Origin of the sequence: Jutongia huaianensis (assembly GCF_014384985.1) — a bacterium.
GTDB lineage: Bacteria > Bacillota > Clostridia > Lachnospirales > Lachnospiraceae > Jutongia > Jutongia huaianensis.
Genome location: NZ_JACRSX010000054.1, coordinates 1 through 605, shown reverse-complemented (window position 1 = coordinate 605; position 605 = coordinate 1). Strand labels below are relative to the sequence as shown.

The 605-nt window shown below is 43.8% G+C and carries 2 tRNA genes and 2 rRNA genes; all 4 read right to left on the bottom strand.

The features are described from left to right. Window positions 1-145 precede the first annotated feature (145 nt). Window positions 146-218 (bottom strand) — tRNA-Ala (locus H8704_RS14050). 37 nt (window positions 219-255) lie between these two features. Then, a tRNA-Ile gene (locus H8704_RS14045) sits at window positions 256-329 on the bottom strand. A gap of 6 nt (window positions 330-335) precedes the next feature. After that, window positions 336-453, bottom strand: a 5S ribosomal RNA gene (rrf, locus tag H8704_RS14040). Window positions 454-544: 91 nt separating this feature from the next. Then, window positions 545-605 (bottom strand): 16S ribosomal RNA (locus H8704_RS14035); the annotation flags it as partial.

The following is a 605-nucleotide window of genomic DNA, read 5'->3' as shown; positions in this document are numbered from 1 at the left end:
ATTCTTAATCTGAATTGACTTCGATTCTTGATCTTTGATCTTAAATCTGCGTTTGGATGTCTGACTTATAACATTCTTTCGTTTGTTATAATCATTTCGATATACAGTTTTCAAGGTACTAATCTCGGTAAGTTTTCTTACCGAATGGAGACGGAGAGATTCGAACTCTTGACCCCCTGCTTGCAAGGCAGGTGCTCTCCCAACTGAGCTACGCCCCCAGCTAATCAAATAATCTAGGATAGTTATTTAATTTTATGGGCTTAAGTGGACTCGAACCACCGACCTCACGCTTATCAGGCGTGCGCTCTAACCAGCTGAGCTATAAGCCCTTTTTGATTCGGCGACCACCTACTCTCCCATGCCGTCTCCAGCATAGTACCATCGGCCGCTTAGGTCTTAACCATCGTGTTCGGGATGGGAACGGGTGTTACCCCTAAGCGCATTGTCACCGAAATTTTATGTTATTCTATTATATCAAGTGTTATATTGATTCACTCGATACTTGATAACTCAACAGTAAAACAACCCTTACTCGCTCTCTTAGAAAGGAGGTGATCCAGCCGCACCTTCCGATACGGCTACCTTGTTACGACTTCACCCCAGTT